Here is a 15946-nt window from a genome sequence, read left to right as displayed (position 1 = left end):
GCACACTCCACTTTCTAGTTATCACTCGAAAACAGATACCTTTCAACAGATATCAAACCCGAGCTCAACCATTCGCAGTTTCTCGTTGGGTTTCAGCGCCTTCACGCCCCAAATCAACAGGTGACGAGGCCTGGAACTAGCGACGTAGGCAAAACGTGCAGCCTCTGAAAGTGGATCTTTAAGCCAATCCTTCCAATGCGATTGGGAACCCGATTTGAGCGAGGAGACAACAACAGTCACATCATGTGTCTCACCCTTCACCTGATGGATCGTGGCGTAGCGGCGTGTCGATGCTGGTTGCTGATGCGCCATGGATAGTCGAGCGGATAGCGCTTGGGACCCCAAACCCGCTGGTGCGGCTAAGCTTACCTCCCTAAGGCCTGTAAGCTTTGCAGCGATAACTTCCAACACGAAAGGCTGGTCAGGGATCTGCCGAATCGCAAGTTTCGCGACTACTGCCCATTGCTTCCAAGTCAGACCAATATCTGATGCCCCACAAACACTCAGGTATTTGAGGCAATTGAAAACAAATCGGCGCCACGCAAGCTTGGACTCTATCTCAATCGGACAATAGAGGCTCGCGGGAGTGACTTCGAGATTCAGCTTGAAAGCCAACCATCCTGCGAAAGACTTCAGTGCGCGCCTCACCTCCTCTAGGTTTTGGCTCTCGATCGAGACACAGGACAAAGCCAAGTCTTCCAACACACTGAACTTTCCACCGCGTGAGAAACGTTGGAGTGTGCTGTGCCCCCGAGCAACGATCACCACATTTTGATAGCCTTGAGCAAGGGCGATGATCAGGGGAGTTAGCTCCGATGGGCACTGCTGATACTGAATCAGCTTCGGCTTCAATGGCTCGATGTTTGGGTTGCCAGCACTTCTTGCGACATTCAGCAGATCACTGCAAAGATCGACAATCGCCTGGCCGCTTCGCCAATTGGCAGTCAGTTCGTACTCAGTAAATTGCAGATCATCCAGCAGTTTGCGTACGCGCGCTGGATCTGATTTTCTGAACCCGTATATAGACTGATTCAAGTCGCCCACAAAATGAAACTTCATTCCCCGCCTAGCTAATTGCCTGACGATCTCCAACTGCTCCGCGGACAGGTCCTGGCACTCGTCAACGACCGTAATAGGGAATCGGCGAACGACTTTGGCGAGATATTCTTCGAACTGAGTGCCTCTCAAAGCCATGAGGGCAATCATGTCGATGTCCCGGTAGGTTGCGAACCCGCCCTTCCAAAACCGCTTTTTGGTATCGACCAGATCCTGCTTGGTCTCAGCACTCAGCTCCGCAGCATTGAGCTGAACATCCGTCAGCTCTCCTGTAGCGAACACGAAGCGCTTACTGTCCAGGTCGTAGTCATATTTGCACGCTGAAATCGTCCTCCCACATATCTTGGTCTTCGTGCGAAAAATGTTGGCTGTCTTATCGATGAGCCGGATGCGATAGTCACCAACCCTCCCCGGATAACCTGTTATCTGACTCGCTATTTTTGCCACGATATGGGTGAGAAGGAAGCTGTCGAACGTAGAGACGCAATGGGGATGTGCCAGTGGCTCTCCCAAATGTTCGGTGAGCCGAAGTTTCAACTCATCAGTCGCGCTATTGGAAAAGGTCAACACAGCGATTCCGGATGGAAACCGCCGCCAGTTCTGAATCGACTTGCACACCATGGCAGCAAGGACTTCAGTTTTGCCGCTTCCCGGACAAGCCTTTAGGTAGATATTCTCTTCCAGCGAAGCGCCTATGTAAGCCCGCTGCTCATCGGTGGGGAACGTCATTCGGCGCCCTCTGGCTGTGCCTCACAAGCCCAGAGGATGGCGGCACGAATGTATTCGGGCACCACGAAATCCCCCAAGTTTTCCGCTAAGGCATCTGCCAGGACCTGAGCGTAGAGGCCTTTACCCATGTCATCAGAGTCGATGCGATCCAGCAGTTGCCCAGCGTACTCTGCCTTTTGAGCGTTCGGCATGTCGCCAAAATTCAATTCCGATGCCTCGTCCAGTCCCTTTTTTACAGGGCCTTGCGTGGGCCAATGATTCGCGGCGACTGCAAACATCCTGCTCAGGTTGTTGCTCTCGAGGGCGATGTCATACTCGAAGGTCTTGTACTTACCGGCGTAAAGTCTTCCGTACTCGGATTTTGCAATGATCGGAATAAGCTTGAGGGCATGGTTACTGCCTGCCATAAAGCTCTCTTGGTGAGGTAAGTAAGGAACAATTGTCTTTTTACCCTCATCGTCCTCAATGGTTTCGACCGACTTGGGAGGATCATTGTCGGTGAGCCCTGCACATCGAACCGGCACATTGCTGGCTTGGACTTTCTCATCCGCGTCACAGAACAGCTGCATGAAATGATTGAAGTAGATGCCATTCAAGTTGATGATCGATACACCGTAGTCGTCTAGGGAGTCTCGGCCTTTCCCATATGCTCGCAGCACGATACGAGCCAACTCCGGAACAACGATCGCTTCGGCGATACCCTCAACCAAGATAACGCCTTTCGAAAACAGTAGGTTCGATTTGGTAACGTCCAACCAGCGATCAATGAATCGACGGCTTGGATCGGAAAGCCCGCACTTACGCAGAGGGACTGCGATCGGCTGGTCTTTGCGGGACAGATGAATAATGTTGTTGACGGACACCGCTGACGAGATGACGGTCGAGTGAGTGGTAACAATTACCTGGATTCCCTTCGCTGCCGCGACTGTTCGCAAGTGCCTCAGCAAACGGATTTGCAACTGAGGATGTAAATGCGCCTCTGGCTCTTCGATCAGTAGTAGGCGCAGGAACGTCTCTTCACCTCGGTCCTCATCTACCTCCAGGATCAGTTCCGCCAGAATCGATGCGATGTACAGCAAGTTGTTGTACCCGAGGCTGTTCTCTTCGAGTGACCTGAATTGAGTAGCATCGGCGCCATTAAGGTCTGGGTAATACAGCAGTCTGAGACCCTCAACAATTTTCGAGAAATTGACCTCCGAAAACTGGATGAGCGTGCCCTGAGAGAGATTCATGCCCAAGGCTTCCTTGAGGTTGTCTCCAATCCGCTGGTTGGCCTGCTTGATGGCGTAGTCATCGCTCTCGGCCAACTCTTGATTGAATTCTCCAACCCGCTGCTCGAGCGGATGAGCCACTCCTGCCTTGCGGCATTCGTCGATCTCCTTGCGGCAAAGCGCCTTCATCAACCGGGCAAGCCGTGACTGGCGACCTTCGCGAAGTTTGACTTCGGCGTCACGCAACGGCGGGAGATAGACGCAGTGGATCAGATCGAGGATTTCGACCTCTACAGGCTTGATCCGCTGATGCCCCCCCCAGATGGAGTACCGATATCGGCCGCGCGACTCCCGGTTCGTTGCAGTGAAGGTAAGTTTGGCCTCAGGCTCCTGGCCGCACCAATCGATAAAGGCTGTGCTCTCATCTTGGTCCAGCCCGCTGAACGTGGCCTCAATACGAATGGCCTCGGTAGCTAATGCCCCTGGCTCGAAGCCGCGGTAGAAGTCTCGCTCATGGATGTTTCGCTTTCCCGACTCGGAGTCATTGAACAACTGCCGAATTGCACTGATGATCCCCGTTTTACCTGCCCCATTCTCCCCTACCAGGACGTTGAGGCCATCATGCAACTCAATGGTGAAGCCTGTATTGAAACATTTAAAACCATCAATTTCCAAGATGCGGAGATACATTCGAGTCCTTTCCTGTAATAGTCGAGCAGATTCTCCTGCCTCACCCACTCACGGGCTGAGGCGGACATTCTCTGCATGATGGCAGTACGCACACACCTGTTTGACGCTTACTTATGAGCACAGGAGCTGAGCAGCGAAGTCAATTTGCGATCTATCAACCGTGTCAGTTACCCAGTAAATAGCGCGAAGTGCAGCCCTTCCCTGATGCATAAAAGTCCTGGGACACCGCCTAGACCAAGCCAACCACGCCAACACGGCGTTCCCACTGCATCTCTGCCTCTCGCTTGTACTTGTCTGTTGTTCTCTCAACCTCTACCCGAGCAAACAACCGAAGATTCATTGCCAACGCAAGCTTCTTCAGAGCATCAGCATCAACTTCGAGAAGAAAACCCGATGATTTAGGCTCGTGCAATCGGCGTCCTTGATCAAAGGCCTCCTGCCACTCGACTCCACGGCTAAACATGGCTCCCCCTAGTCGCGTACCAAGATAGTCGGCACACTCTTCAACATCTGGGAAACACGTCCTCCAGACACCAGAAAGTGCCGCAAGCTCACGAGTGTGCCTACCTCGAAAAGCGCGCAACGAAGAGGACACTAGCGGCACGATCGGCTCCGTAACGCCCCCTTCACGCCAAGGCAATTCAAATCGGTACAAGTTGCGATTGCGAACCCGTGAGTCCGCGTATAACGCAGACAATGTGGCGCTAGGAAGCTCCATCCCAGTCGCGAGAGAACCGAACATTTCGACTCGGACAACACATGCCCTTTGGCATTGACTGCCTATCTCGCCACCGCTGCGTTGCTCAGTGTACTCAAACAACCGGGCGAAGCCGTCCTCAACGCTAAGGGCGGCCTCTACGCAAGCATCAAGGTCAGCGAATTCCATGAAATCTGCATCACATGCCGCGACACTCAGCCAGTCTACTTTCTCGGGACGGGAGACAGGCTTGACCAAGCTATCGGTAGGGTCCCGCAACCTCAATACCTCTGCTGCTTCTGAGAGGTAAGTAGGATTGATCTCACGCGCATCCATGAGGCGAGAAACAGCGCGATTTACGGATGATCGGCATGCCTCGTCAAACGTCGCCGCAATCTCCAACTCATCAAAGTTGGTATTGATGTTATGCGCTCGATGTACCGCAGATTCCTGCTCCAACCCTACGTGGGCGTCGGGATACGTCTCATGGAGAATTCGCAACGCCTCCGAGCGCATCAACTTCGGGTGGGCGAAGCCTTTCGAAAGAGCATTGATCACCCAACCTTGGTATTGGGTCCAAGGAACTGGAAAAAGGGCGCCACCAACAAGTTGCGGACTCAGCACCTCTGAAATACTAGGGTGCAAAAGCAACGCATGCGCCTTTTCAGCCAAGGGGTGAGCTGGGCTTGTCTGACGCTTATCGCCACTAAGCGCCAAAGCCAGCGAAGCGCGGATGTTGTAATGCGGCTCGCCAGAAGCTGCGTCATATAACCACGACGCCCATTGCTCCACCAGCTCTGGGTGCAACCGACCCAACGAGTCGAGCATCGAAATCACGTACTCTCGCTGCCCGTCGGTCAGGATTCGCCAGTAACTACGCATGAACTCAATCAGATCGGGTCTCTTGCCACACAGCTCCACCAAGGCTTCCACGGCCAGTAGCCGAACATCAATCTCAGGGTACTTTAGAAGCGCCAACAAATAGCCGACAGCCTCTCCCTCGAAACCGAGCCCGTCCTCGGCAGATATCCAGTGATGTTCTATAGGCTTTGATATCAGGCCGGCCGTGAGGCGCCGATTGTGAAGAGCCCAAGTGTCATACAGTGCAACACCGTCCAAGGCCATTGCCGAATTCAAGCTATCAATGAGCCCTCCAAGCCTGTACACCAGTGACGTGGGGTACTTGTTGTACTGATGTCTGAAGCTGTCGAGCATGAAGCGGCAGCCCCTACTTGCATCAATTTCAAGTGACAACTCACATATTTCACGGCACAGATCCAAGTGCTCGAAAAAGAAATCCGCGATGGAGTCCCGTGCCTCTTCAAGTAACTCAAATGCTTCCTCCGGTTTCGCCAGACGATAGCGTTTCGCGACCTCAACCAAGGCCAGCGCACGTGCGTCAGATGTCAATTTTTCTCGAGCGAGCGCCAACCAACTGGGCAGTTGAGTAAACGAAGCCCCCTGAATTCTGTCTGGCAGCAACGCACGAAGCTCGCCTTCAACACGGTAGCCAATGCCGACTGGGCGAAGCAATTTGTCAAGCCAGGCATCAAGATCGAAAGCCTCCTTAAATCGCGCGAAACTTAGTTGTGGCACTCCAACGAATAGCGAAAACCCGTCAACAGTCTCACGAACGACTTCTTCGGCAGCCTCGCGCAAATGTGCATCGTCCCTTCCATATAGACCAAGAACCTGCTGTTCGAATGATTCGAGGAATACCTCAAATTCCTGATCAAGGTCGGGGGGAACTGATTTCAGCGAAGACGTGGCGAGCAGCGCTCGGCGCCAATCATTACGCTCCTGAGACAACCTGGTCGCTGTCCTCTCCCTCAGCTCTTGATCAGCAAATTCCTCCAGTTTCACTCGGAATGCTGCGGTGTCACCCGGGTCAAGTCTCTTCAATGTTGCTTTAACTTGCGTTCTGAAATCGTCGGAATAGTTTGTTTCTGAGTGCTCCTCCGACGGTTCCTCAGGCTCCCAATACATCACCTCGTCACGCTGCGCATCCTCGTTGGCAGGTTCAATAGCGTTTCGCATCACGGCCCATTCGCCTAACAGCCGAGGCCGATTTTTCTCGACCAAAAACATTTGACGTGCGAACTCATAGGTCTCATCTGCTACGTCATAACTGCGTTGTTTGAGTAATGACGCAAAGAAACCCCGCATTGCGGGAAGCGTCTCGTCATCGAAGTGCCCATAGTTCTGCCAGCGAGACATCGTTTTCAGGACTGCCAGCAATATCCGTTTATCGAATGTCGACACGGCGTTAAGTTCCGACAACACACCACCTAGTGCACGCTCACGAAATATTTGTCGCTCCTCGGCTACCAACCCCCGAAAGACTTCAGCTGGCCACCATTGCGCAACAAGGCCCAACAGACCTTCGATAGCAATCGCCACCTGTTTCCCGGCCCCCGTGTCCTCTAAATGGTGGGCAAGTTCGAGCTGTTCCGCTAGACGTTGTCGGCTGCCTTCAGGGTCTTTATCGTGAGCAAGCTTCAGGGGGATGAGTATTTCACTGAACTGATAGTCCTTGCGGTTGTGAACACCGCATGCAACGGTCGCGACGTCGCTCCAAAGACGGACGGCTTCCTCCCTAAATCCGCAGGCACCCCAAGTACGCGCAACGTCAAGAAGAGCTGGCACGAGCGTCATCGTCTCCTCTTCTGCACGTGCTGCTGCTTCAACACTATCCAAGAGCATGCGCTGGATCTGGGCAGCGACTGCTGCACGGTTACCAATCAGGGACTCGGCCAATTTACGGGTAGCGGATGGAAAACGCCTGCATCGTTCACCACCATTAACCTCAAGCCAGTAACAACCCAGAGCAGTTTGGTCTTCTTTGCCTAAGAACTCGGCGGCACAATCCCATACATGCTGATACAGCTCGTGGGCAGAACCAGCATATAAGTGACCATGGTAGTGGGTGTCTGAATCACGCCGGAAAGTTTCCGGATGAATCGCAAGCCGATCGCAAATTGCCTTAAGTGATACAAGGCCATCACCCACTGCTTTCCCTGAGGCTGATTTCACCCAAAACTCAGCCAATGAAATCAGCGAAGTAACGATGTCACCAATAGGCGCCCTCAAGTGGACGCAACTCGCACGAAGTGCGGCTGCACCATCGACTCGATTGAGCATGAAGCTTCGGAACGCTTCGAACATCCCAATCAGGTCTGGATTGAAATGGTGATTCTTAGCCAGTGTGTTCGGCACTGTGGGGATGGAAATGCTTTCTACACCGACAAAAGGAATATGGTAACGCGCAAACTGAACTTGCACCCACGTTAGAAACTCATGGGGTAGGCACTCTAGTTTTACGCCCTCCGCAACAACGATGGCGTCGGGGATAGAGCCAGACTTTGAATATGCCACCGCCAATGCTGCTTGGCATGCAGCGCCTAGGATACAATCTGGCAGCTTCTGGCTAGAGATTGCAATTAGCTTGTCGATTGAGACGCGATCAACAAGGCTCTGCAGTACCTTTAATTGCAACTCAAGATTGAGTTTGCCATTCTCTATAGCCTCCGCAGCCGCAATTGCGTGACTTCCTTGGCGCTTTGACTGCCAACGCAATTGAGCGATCTCTCCTAACAGCGCCGCAGGCTCCATAACTAAACTAGCCACACGATAAATAGCAGCGGTTCCTGGGTAACCAGAATTGCCGCGGGTGGCAAGTGACTCGCGAACGATAGCTGTAGGGAGCGTACGGCCGATCCGGCATGCATAATGCTCAGCAAATAGCGCAAAATCGGCGGGGGAGACCATGCAAAACTCGCCGTCCCAAACCGCACTCAAGGCGCCATCCGACAGCCCGATGTCCATGAGAGTCATCGCCATTTCGACAGGCTTGAGTTCCACATTCTGCTCGATCAACCCTGCCTGTTGCCTTAAGAAACCGATGCGTATGAAGGAAACGAGATCGTTAGCTTGAATACTTGCTCGCCAAATAAGATCCAGATTCCGCTGGATTTCACTCATTGGTCTGTAACAACTCCAAGCCCGATTCACCCAATCGTCATCGCAGGCATTAAGCGCCTCTTCGTGAAGCCCCTCATCTAATAAATGCCGAAATCTATGACGCCAAGATTCATCAGTTGTAGGCTCCGCTTCATACCAATCCAGAATTGCACGTGTGATCTCAGATCTATAATCGGCAGTACGCTCGCTTACGTACTCGGCAAGGCTAGCGTGATTGATGGCAAACCCTTTTGCTTCTGACACCTTCAATACGTAGCTGATTGCCTGTAACTTCTGTTTTACCACCGCGAGAGAAAGTGGATGATTAACGCTTCCGAGCAATTTTCTTAGCGTTTCTGGTGTGGTGTATTCTTGCCGAACGACCAATATGGCAATCAAATAAACCGTGTCTAAGTCCGCAGACCACTCTTGCCACATGTGATCATGAAAGTGATCAATCCTGTCGTTCCGCAGCGTGGGCGCTTGTCGCAGATACTTCCGACGCTCCGCGACATCCATATCGAATAGTATTTTTGCCAAATATTCCAAGTAGATTGGCACGCCAGCCGAAACAACAAAGATTTGCTCTAGCAACTCACTATCATGCGTGACACCTCTATGCAGCATAAATTCAGACACTTGCAGACGATCAAACCGCTTGACAACTATTCGTCTAACGGGCTCCCGCCTGAGATGACTAACAATGGCAGAAGGTAGCGCCTGCTCGTATCTTGTTGTAACTATGATCAATACGTTATCTGGAAGATGCCCATCCAAAACACTTGTTAAGGGCTTGGATAGTAGTGACTGGCGAGTTTTTCGATCGACATGGTCAACCCCATCAATCAGGAACACAACTCGCTCGTTGCTTTTAGAAAGCTCCTGCAACCACTCGTTCAACAGTTCGACCGATGCTGGCGCATAGGCTTTTGGAAACTTAAAGTCAGGATATGCATCCTTCAGACCAGAGCACACAGAACGAACAAAGGCATCTTCCTGCAATCGTTCATTTCCCACGGCCCGCTCGTCCGGGATAAAACAATAGTATCCAAACTTTATGCTCGAATTTGCACGGAGAAACTTCGTCAACGCCGTCGACTTCCCAGCCCCTGGTTCACCAACCACGGCAACGAAACCAGAGGAGAGACTTTCTAACGCCCTGTCCAGAGCCATGAAAAGTTCTGGGGTTGGCACCCATAATCCCTCATCGACAGGGAACCGATGGCTCAAGCGCTCTGCAAAGCGATCCGACAGGCCCAACTTCTCCAGAACAAGGTCTGCCGTTATCCTCGCGCTTCCAATAGACCATTTGACACATTCATCTAGCAAAACACCGAACTGTTGTTGCTCGATGCCGAGTTGACTCAAACGAGTCCTAACACGAGCCGAAACTGTATCGCGGTCATCTTGCGAGAGTTTGAATCGCAAAGATCTCAAGAACGCTGCGAATATTTCAGCGTCGGAGATGCCTGACGCTAGTTTGAGCTTTTCGATAGTCTGTTTGTAATATTGATATGCTGGAACAGACTCCATCGACATGCCCGGAGCACTCGATATATAGGGCTCATGAAACTCAGTAATGAACTGTTGCAGGCTTTGAACAAAGCCCTGCGCAGGCTGTTTGTTAACACCAGCCCTTCGCGTAGATAAGAGCTCTACGACTTTTTCCCCTTGCTCAGAGTGAATCTGCTGATATCCGCGTGCCAGCTTTTCCCAAAGTGAGCCACCCTCATCTTCCGCGACCAAGCTAGCCAAGGTGAATGAGGTACTTTGATCTTCTGACCACTTAATCTGAACGAATCGTGCCCCCGTATCTGTGTCGATGATGAGGTCATCGATGTGTTTCGCGCGAGCGGGGTTTTCTAAGGTGACACTGCGTACCCTGGAGCCAATGTCGATCAACTCAAGCAGCTGCAGTGCTGCGACCAAATTCTGGTAATAAAAGCCGGCCTGCGCCTCAGCTCCTGCCATGGTTACTCTCCGATCCACTTAAGCGCATCAGCGCCTTGTAACTTAGTATCCCTTCATCAAGGAGCGCACGATGCGGAATGACGATATGCTTGATCCCGACAATCAAACCTGACTACGAAGCATCGTAATCGCCTCATCAACACTCGCTACGACCTTACAAGCGTATCGAGTATCAAGAGCAATGTGCTTGGCTGTGACCATCGACTTCAGGCCTCGCTCAGTGAGGAACACATCGCAATATCCAAGGGCCGCAGCCGCATGATGAAAATCGTAGAAGTCATTTGCTTCCAGCTGCTGCGTTTTATTCCATCGCACGGCCGCGTGAAGGCAAGTGTTGATGTGGATCGTCCTAAGGGCGTCTTTGACTTCATCCTTCTTGAAGGCTGCGATCAGCAGCGCGTACCACTGTCGAACAAGACCATCCCACTCAGACCCCTCTCTCGGCATTGACTGGCTCATGGCCCGTTCAGCAATTTTTCGAGCTACGTCAGCGGCTACTGGCGCGAACAAGTCAAGGGCTCCTCGCAGCTCAATCTGGTAAGTTTGTTGAAAACTACGAAGGTCCCGGGCATGGTGTGCACTAGCTGCATTTAAGGTGTCAGCGAGATCTCGGTATTCAGGTCCAAGCGGCATGCCATCACCAAGAACTTCCACCATTTGGGATAATGGAATATCCCACATATGATCGAAGAATGCCTTTTGAACCGCCAGCTCAGTATTTGCATCGAAACCGGTGTTTGCTGGATGAACAATTCCCAGCACATAGCTCAGCTTGGACCATACCATCCCTCCCAAGGGCGGAGAGCTCCCTGTCATGCTTGTCGATGAGATAAAGCGCTCAAGCTCCATAGATGAACGCGTGTCAAACGGGATCAGCGCAACGCCTAGACTCAGCTCGTCAATCAACTCTGCCGTAGCCACCCTTGTGCGATGATCGCTTTGCTTGAGTAGCTCGGCAAACGTGCTCTCGCTGATGGGACAGAACGCCAAACCGCTAGCGACCCGCTCCTTCAGAATCGTCAACAGCTCGCGCTGCCGCTCTGTGCTGCCCTGCTCTGCTACGACGTTCCTAAGTAAAATCCAAAACTTAATATCTAGGTAAATAGCTTGGCGTGACTCTAAACCTCGTGCGAGTTCGGCTCGACGACTATCCACGTGCTGATCGAGTGAGACCTCTGGAGCGTCCAAATGCTGCTGTATAGTGCTGCCCATTCGCTCTTCCCTGTAAGGCTCTGGCCATATCGTATTCTGAAACGCGCGATGGAGCCACGATCCCGACTCAACCACCATCGTCAGTAGGACGGGACGTGTGATGACGCCAGTAGATCAAAACCTTTCACCAGACGGCCATGGTAAAATGTTAACGTCCCGATACCGAGCGCTGGATGACTGTGGATGGCCGACAAAATGGCGATAATTCCCTAATAGCGATTTCCCATCCATCACTTGCGACAGGGGGCATATCTGGGGGCAAATTTATGATTCTACTGCCTGTAAACCCCAGGTAGAGCCCTATTGAAATGTTCTTCGGAGAGCAAGAGTTTGACTGTAAATAACAGACTCTAGACTCGCAGCGCTTTGTACGTGGAGCAAGAGCCATAGCTGGACTTACAGAGACAATCGGCAGTACCGGCGGCAGGGCTGGATGGTGGCGCATTCAACTCAAGCGCGTCATTTTTCCTTCGTAGTTGAGACGTCTTGCCAAATGGTGTTCTCCTGCGCATTAAAAAATCCGACTCAAGGGCAGCGTATCGCGATCATTAGCCCGTAGAAATCAGATGTTGACCGTAATTTTTCGAGTGTCTTCCGGTGCCTCATATGGCGAAAGAACTCCTGCCCTCCAGCGGCAACTCGAAAAATAACGAACTCCCATCAGAAGCACTCAAGTGTAGCGGTAACATCCATCGTCACCGCTCGAAGTTAACGCCTCAGTTTGAGCCCAGGGCACTACACACGATCCGCTTGGTCACGTCGAAATTATCCGAAGTGAGGGCATCAATTGGCGAACGATCTTTTTGTCGCCAATCGAGTGACATTCTCGCCGGCCAGATTCGCAAACTCATGAGGCGTGACATGCTCCTGAAGATTCGCCGTAAGGTACCGGCTCCACCAGTTCATGATCAACCGACGCTCCTCAATGAACTCTGCCTTGTGAATGTAGGCAGCTCGAACGCTGTTGCGCTCTCTATGACTCATTTGCCTTTCGATGGCCGTCTCAGACCACAGACCTGACTCGATCAGTGCGCTACAGGCCATTGAGCGGAATCCGTGACCACAAATGTCTGTCTTCGTGTCGTATCCCATGGTGCGCAACGCTTTGTTCACGGTGTTTTCTGACATCGGCTTCCAGGCCCTAGCATCACCGGCAAACACCAGGTCGAATGTGCCAGTGAGGGTGTGGATCTGTTCAAGCACGGCCACAACTTGCGGCGATAAAGGCACAAGATGAACATCGCCCGCCATTTTCGTCCCCCGTGTTGAATGGCGTACGTCCTCCAGCTCCGGCCGAGTATCCGGGATCTCCCATACGCAACGCTTGAGGTCGAACTCACACCAACGAGCGAAACGTAACTCACTCGAGCGAACAAACACGTGCAGCGAGAGCATGAGCGTTAACCGGGTCAGCTCTCGGCCCTTGTAGGCATAGATTCGTGCCAGCAATTCAGGCAGGCGTGACAGGGGCAATGCAGGCCGATGGGAGACTCGCGGCGCTTTGATCAAGCCCTGAAGATCGTACGCAGGGTTTATCGGAATAAGACGAAGGCGTTTTGCCTCACGCATAATACTTTGCAGGTATCTTTGTACCCTTAAGGCGACGTCAATCGTTCCACGTTTTCTGATCGCCTCCAAAGGTTGCATCAGATCATAAGTATCGAGATCAGCAATCGCGCGAGCACCGATAAACGGGAACACATAGTTATTCAGACGGTTGAACACATTTTTGGAATGGTCGGGTGTCCATCTGGCCGACATGTTCTTGTGCCAGTCCAACGCAACGCTTTCAAAAGTACGGCCGTTAACAGCATCTTCCGTTTTGGCTTTACGCTTGTTCTCGACGGGATCAATGCCGTCTGCGAGCATCCGCTTCGCATCTAAACGCTTCTGGCGAGCTTCGGCCAGGCCAATCACGGGATAGCTGCCGAGGGAGGTCAACCCCTCCCGGCCGTCAGGCTTTACATACCTGAGACGCCAGCCTTTACGGCCATTGGGTTGAATTAGGAGATAGAGACCGTCGCCGTCGAAAAGCTTGTAGGGACGGTCCGTTGGCCTTGCTAAACGGCAAGCAGCGTCGGTAAGCGGAGCAGTTGTGCGCGACATAAGGGTATCATCCTTAATCGAACCAAAGACTACCCCTAACTCTACCCTCTAAATGACTGGATTCCAGAAGAATGGACGAGAATCCGACGGAATGCTAAAACGAAAAAACCCGCCAGAAGGCAGGTTTTTCAAGGCTTCCAAAGAACTCAAAAGCGCTCAGTGGAATGCAAGATGGTGCCCGAAGCCGGAATCGAACCGGCACGCCCTTACGAGCGGGGGATTTTAAGTCCCATGCGTCTACCAGTTTCGCCATTCGGGCGGTAGCGCGGTGAAGCGTCCAGGTTTTGCCAAATAACGATCTGGCAGTTCTGACGCTTGTGCAGCAGAGGTGGAAATATATACATCCCGCCCCGGTGAAGCAAGTTCGCAAATACCCTTTTCAAGACTAAATCTTGCAGGCTACTGCAAATAAAAAAGCTCCGTAAATCATTGATCTACGGAGCTTGTTTATTAGTGGAGGCCGAGGTCGGAATCGAACCGGCGTAGGCGGATTTGCAATCCGCTGCATAACCATTTTGCTACTCGGCCTCAAAACATTTGGTGTCTAGTAGCACGACATCAAATGCGTACAAACTTGGAGCGGGAAACGAGACTCGAACTCGCGACCCCGACCTTGGCAAGGTCGTGCTCTACCAACTGAGCTATTCCCGCGTCTTGGTGTGGCGCATTCTATAGAATCCAGAAGCCCCGTCAACCCTTTGATTCAAAAAAGTTTTATTTCTTTTCAACGTCGGTCTTCAGATGTGGCCAGGCAGCCCGCAGGTACTGGACCATCGACCACAAAGTCAGGCCAGCCGACACCATCAGCAAGGTGTAGCCCAGCAAGACCCAGAAACTGAAATCCTTGGGATTGGCCAGCAGGATCACCAACGCCAGCATTTGCGCGGCGGTTTTCCATTTGCCAAGGTTCGACACGGCAACGTGGGCGCGGGCGCCCAGTTCGGCCATCCATTCGCGCAGTGCCGAGACGACGATCTCGCGACCGATGATCACGGCAGCTGGCAGCGTGAGCCACAGGTTTCCGTGTTCCTGTACCAACAGCACCAATGCAACCGCAACCATCAGCTTGTCGGCAACCGGATCGAGAAAAGCCCCGAACGGTGTGCTTTGTTCCAGACGGCGGGCCAGGTACCCGTCCAGCCAGTCGGTGGCGGCAGCGAATGCGAAGACCGAGGCGGAGGCCAGGTAACTCCATTGGTAAGGCAGGTAGAACAGCAAAATGAAGATTGGTATGAGCAGAACGCGTAGAACGGTAATCAGATTAGGGATATTCATCGGCACAACTGGCTACGAGGTGAGGGGGCATTCTACTCGCTGTGCAGATTTGCATAAATCAACTCTGCGAGCTTTTTACTGATCCCGGGGGCTTTGGCAATTTCTTCGATGCTTGCACGAGACAGCTCCTGCAATCCACCAAAATGTTTCAGCAAATCCCGCCGACGTGTGGGTCCGACGCCAGCGACGCCTTCCAGTGTAGACGTCCGACGGGTTTTTCCACGCCGGGCGCGGTGCCCGGTAATGGCAAACCGGTGGGCTTCGTCGCGAATCTGCTGGATCAGGTGCAGCGCGGGAGAGTCGCCGCGCAACGTGAACTCATGTGCAGCGTCGTTCAGGTACAGGGTTTCGAAACCGGCCTTGCGCGTCGCGCCTTTTGCCACGCCAAGCAGAATCAGGTCAGGCACGGCCAATTCATCGAGCACATTGCGGGCCATGGACAACTGACCTTTACCGCCGTCCACCAGCAGGATATCCGGCAGTTTGCCCTCCCCGTCCTTCAGTTTGCTGAAACGTCGGGTCAACGCCTGGTGCATCGCCGCGTAGTCATCACCGGCCGTAACGCCCTCGATGTTGTACCGGCGGTAATCGGCCTTGATCGGGCCTTCGGGGCCGAAGACCACGCAGGACGCCACCGTCGCCTCGCCACTGGAATGACTGATGTCGTAGCACTCAAGTCGTTGAGGAGGCTCATCCAGCTTCAGCACCTCGGCCAGCGCATCGAAGCGTGCCGTAATGTGCTGACGATTCGCCAGGCGCGCACTCAGTGCCTGCTCGGCATTGGTCACCGCCAATTGCTGCCAGCGCGCCCGCGTACCCCGCACGCGATGGCTGATGGTCAGTTCACGACCGCGCAACTCGTCGATGGCGGCGATCAGTGTGGGAAAGTCATCGTGGACCACATTGACGATCAGTTCACTTGGCAAGTCGCGCTCAGGACTGCTGATGAAGTACTGGCCGAGAAACGCGGCCATGACTTCAGAAACGTCTTCTTCAATACCGACTTGAGGGAAGAAGTTCTTGCTTCCCAGTACCCGCC

At 52.8% G+C, this 15946-nt stretch carries 7 protein-coding genes and 3 tRNA genes; all 10 read right to left on the bottom strand.

What is annotated here, in order from left to right; translation table 11 throughout:
• Positions 1 to 42: 42 nt before the first annotated feature.
• Complete coding sequence (locus KGA85_RS06115; RefSeq protein ID WP_223542982.1) at positions 43 to 1785, bottom strand: UvrD-helicase domain-containing protein; 1743 nt, start codon at positions 1783 to 1785, stop codon at positions 43 to 45.
• Positions 1782 to 3686, bottom strand: coding sequence for an ATP-dependent nuclease (locus KGA85_RS06110; RefSeq protein WP_223542981.1), 1905 nt, complete (start codon positions 3684 to 3686; stop codon positions 1782 to 1784). Before KGA85_RS06110 ends, KGA85_RS06115 begins: the two co-directional genes overlap by 4 nt.
• Before the next feature lie 229 nt (positions 3687 to 3915).
• Entirely contained in the window at positions 3916 to 10314 is a 6399-nt protein-coding gene (locus tag KGA85_RS06105) for an ATP-binding protein (protein ID WP_223542980.1), read from the bottom strand.
• Between the two features lie 102 nt (positions 10315 to 10416).
• Positions 10417 to 11526, bottom strand: coding sequence for a hypothetical protein (locus KGA85_RS06100; protein ID WP_223542979.1), 1110 nt, complete (start codon positions 11524 to 11526; stop codon positions 10417 to 10419).
• Positions 11527 to 12309: 783 nt separating this feature from the next.
• Positions 12310 to 13632, bottom strand: coding sequence for a tyrosine-type recombinase/integrase (locus KGA85_RS06095; protein ID WP_223542978.1), 1323 nt, complete (start codon positions 13630 to 13632; stop codon positions 12310 to 12312).
• A gap of 172 nt (positions 13633 to 13804) precedes the next feature.
• Positions 13805 to 13891: transfer RNA gene (locus tag KGA85_RS06090), tRNA-Leu, on the bottom strand.
• A gap of 195 nt (positions 13892 to 14086) precedes the next feature.
• A tRNA-Cys gene (locus KGA85_RS06085) sits at positions 14087 to 14160 on the bottom strand.
• A gap of 47 nt (positions 14161 to 14207) precedes the next feature.
• Positions 14208 to 14283 (bottom strand) — tRNA-Gly (locus tag KGA85_RS06080).
• Positions 14284 to 14346: 63 nt separating this feature from the next.
• A complete protein-coding gene (gene pgsA / locus KGA85_RS06075) occupies positions 14347 to 14907 on the bottom strand; it encodes a CDP-diacylglycerol--glycerol-3-phosphate 3-phosphatidyltransferase (RefSeq protein ID WP_007992985.1) in 561 nt (186 codons plus the stop codon).
• 32 nt (positions 14908 to 14939) lie between these two features.
• Positions 14940 to 15946: excinuclease ABC subunit UvrC (locus tag KGA85_RS06070; protein WP_223534658.1), on the bottom strand; the 1007-nt coding region annotated here is incomplete at its 5' end.

The organism is Pseudomonas sp. GL-B-12, from assembly GCF_019955895.1.
In the GTDB taxonomy this organism is placed as follows: domain Bacteria; phylum Pseudomonadota; class Gammaproteobacteria; order Pseudomonadales; family Pseudomonadaceae; genus Aquipseudomonas.
Note: the sequence above shows the minus strand (reverse complement) of the source record. Positions and strands in the feature narration are given on the sequence as shown.